General features: G+C 68.2%; 3 protein-coding genes. All 3 read left to right on the forward strand.

Annotation, left to right across the window (positions count from 1 at the left end):
- Positions 1 to 505: 505 nt before the first annotated feature.
- The 3 genes from GA0115259_RS28065 to GA0115259_RS28075 all read left to right on the forward strand — a co-directional run bounded on the left by GA0115259_RS28065 (position 506) and on the right by GA0115259_RS28075 (position 2,926).
- Positions 506 to 895 carry a hypothetical protein gene (locus tag GA0115259_RS28065; RefSeq protein WP_141716718.1) on the forward strand — a complete coding sequence of 130 codons (390 nt, stop codon included), beginning with the start codon at positions 506 to 508 and terminating at the stop codon, positions 893 to 895.
- Between the two features lie 229 nt (positions 896 to 1,124).
- Entirely contained in the window at positions 1,125 to 1,370 is a 246-nt protein-coding gene (locus GA0115259_RS42230) for a carbonic anhydrase (protein WP_256098174.1), read from the forward strand.
- Positions 1,371 to 1,453: 83 nt separating this feature from the next.
- Positions 1,454 to 2,926, forward strand: a complete 1,473-nt coding sequence (locus GA0115259_RS28075) for a SulP family inorganic anion transporter (RefSeq protein WP_093602225.1) — start codon at positions 1,454 to 1,456, stop codon at positions 2,924 to 2,926.
- Positions 2,927 to 2,977 lie beyond the last annotated feature (51 nt).

Consider the following 2,977-nt stretch of genomic DNA (forward strand, 5'->3'; position numbering starts at 1 on the left):
ATCTGGCTCGAGGACCTCCTGCGAGCAGCCGATTGATCACGACATCACACAGGCCCTAGCGCCGCAGCGGCCCGGACTGGAACCCACCTCTTTAGCGGGCTGCGTCCCACTCACACGCGATGCCGGAGGGCAGGTGGCCGTTGAACGCCCGTTGCCCCAGCGGTGGAAGCAGCACACACAGCGCCGCGAAACCCGCCGCCCGCACAACACCGGACGGGCGCTGCACGCCCGGTCCAGCGGTGGGTGTCGTCGGCCGCATCGGCGCCCGGACAGGGCGCAGCCCCAAGGCCGTACGCCTCCACGAAGCACACGGCCTCATCGAGCCGGCCGAACGCACGGCGGCCGGCTACCTCACGAGTGAACCGCGCCGCCCTGCCCCGGTAGGGACCGACGGGTTCCGTTCCGTGGTCTCCATCACACCCAGGGAGCAAGGGAGTTGGGCGTGATGGTCCGGTCGTGGACGGTAACGTGTCCACAACGGCAGCCGGTCGAGGGAGGTGTGCTGGTGGTACGTCGTGCAGTGGCGGCTCTGCTCATGCTCGTCGCCGTCGTCCTGGTGCACGCTGTCACCCCACACCACGCCGGGACCACTCCTCGCGTCAATGCGGCGGGCCAGACACCAGACCAGATCCGCAGCGGTCCGCATCTGCTGTTCGACCAGATCCAAGCGCCGAGCAGTCTCCACGACGATCAGCAAGATCCTCTCGCGCTGCCCAATCGGGTCCAGAACAGCCCCGGCGCCATGGGGGCGGCCGACGGCAGTCAGATGGACGACGCCGCCTGGGAAACCCGCGGCTCCACAGCCGTTTCGTACCCCGCGACGGCCCGCAACAGACACCGTCCCACCGGCGCTGCCGCGCCCACTCCCAGCACTCTGCAGACCTTCCGCTACTGAGCGGCCCCGCGTTTCCCAGCCCACACCCCTTTCTGCTCAGGCGTCCCGCGCGCCGTCGCTGAGGTGTGCCCACTGGCTGTGAACGCCTCCCGTACGCACACTCATCCGTACGACGAGCACGAGGCCGACCATGCAACCGCTCATCGACCATGCCCGAAACTTCCCAGCCGCGATCGCCGACCGGATGAACCGGCGGAGCGTCGAATCACTGCCGCTTGTTCGGCGATGACTGTCCTGGGCCGGACATCGCCCTGCCCACACCAGCGCGTCGTCGAATCACACGCCGACGAACGTAGATCCGACCGCGGTGGCGCAATGCCACGTGATGACACAGTTGGACCGTCTGCGCAGCTACCCCTGCGTCGCCGGGCGTCTCGCGGCAGGCCGACTGCGGCTGCACGGCTGGTTCTATGCCGTCGAGAGCGGCCAGGTCCTGGTGTCTTCCAGCCTTTCCCGTGTATTCCGGCCGTTGTGAGAACCCTCGTGCGCGGCGCCTGAACCGCGACGCTGCCTCCGGCCGGCCAAACCCCCCACCACGCGCCGACAAGGAACACCCTCATGCCTCAACTGAAAACCGTCGGGCACGCGCTGCGCACCGACGCTCCCGCCTCTCTCGTTGTCTTCCTCGTCGCCCTGCCTCTGTGTGTAGGCGTCGCGGTCGCCTCCGGCGTGCCCGCCGAACTCGGGCTGATCACCGGTATCGTCGGCGGTCTGCTCACCGGTCTCCTTCCTGGCAGCAGTCTTCAAGTCAGCGGGCCCGCAGCCGGGTTGACCGTGCTTGTGACTGAAGCCGTCCGCAGTTACGGTCTGCCGACGCTGGGCGTCATTGTGCTGGCCACCGGGCTTCTCCAGATCGCGCTCGGCGCCATGCGGCTCGGCAGTTGGTTCCGTGCGATCTCGGTCGCCGTCGTTGAAGGAATGCTCGCCGGCATCGGACTGGTGATCATCGCCGCTCAGTTGTACACACTGGCCGACACACCGGCGCCCGCCTCCGGCATCGGGAAAATCACCGGACTGCCCGCACTGATCGGCGTGGTGGCCGCTTCACCGGCCGCCGCGTCCGCGCTCGCTCTGGGCGGTACAGCCATCGCCGTGTGCGCGTTGTGGCGGTGGATGCCAGGGACGCTGCGGCGGGTGCCTGGTGCCCTGGCCGCAGTTCTGATCACATCGCTGGGCGCGGCCGTACTCGATCTGCCGGTGGCCACCGTCGAGATCAGCGGTCTCCTGGACGCGGTCAACTTCCCCTCCGTACAAGGGGTCGGGGCACTGACCGGGCTCGGTGTGCTCGCCACGGTCCTGGCCTTCACCCTCATCGCCTCCGCGGAGAGCCTCTTCAGCGCCGCCGCCGTCGACCGCCTCCACGATGGTCCCCGTACCCACTTCGACAAGGAGCTGATGGCCCAGGGCGCGGGCAACGCGGTGTGCGGGCTGCTCGGGGCACTGCCCATGACCGCGGTGATCGTCCGCAGCGCGGCCAACGTCCAGGCGGGAGCGAAGACCAAGGCGTCCCGGGTTCTGCACGGAGTGTGGCTGCTGCTGTTCGCGGCATTGTTCCCCGCGGTGCTGGGACTGGTCCCGGTGGCGGCCCTGGCCGGCGTACTCATCTACGCCGGATTCAAACTGCTGCCCCTGCGGCAGATGGGTCCGATGTGGCGCGCACACCGTGGCGAGGCGATCATCCTGCTCACCACCGCCACAGCCATCGTGACCGTCAACATGTTCGAGGGCGTGCTGATCGGTCTGGCACTGTCCGTGGTGAAAACCGCCTGGGACATCTCGCACATCCAGATCGACGTCAGTCACAACGATGACACCGGACCGCTGATGGTCCGTATCGCCGGTTACGCCACCTTCCTGCGCCTGCCGAAACTCCTCGACGCACTGGGCTCCCTGCCCGCCGACCGGCCGATCCACCTGGACCTCACAGGACTGCGCCACCAGGACCACGCGTGCACCATGGCTCTCCTGGCCTGGGCTGAACAACACAACACCCAGGAACCGCAACGGGTCCACGTCATCGCTGCTTCCTGAACCGCACTGCGGCACCTCCTTCGGCGGCCCGGCGTTTCCCAACGCCGGGCC

The organism is Streptomyces sp. MnatMP-M17, assembly GCF_900091995.1.
In the GTDB taxonomy this organism is placed as follows: Bacteria; Actinomycetota; Actinomycetes; order Streptomycetales; family Streptomycetaceae; genus Streptomyces.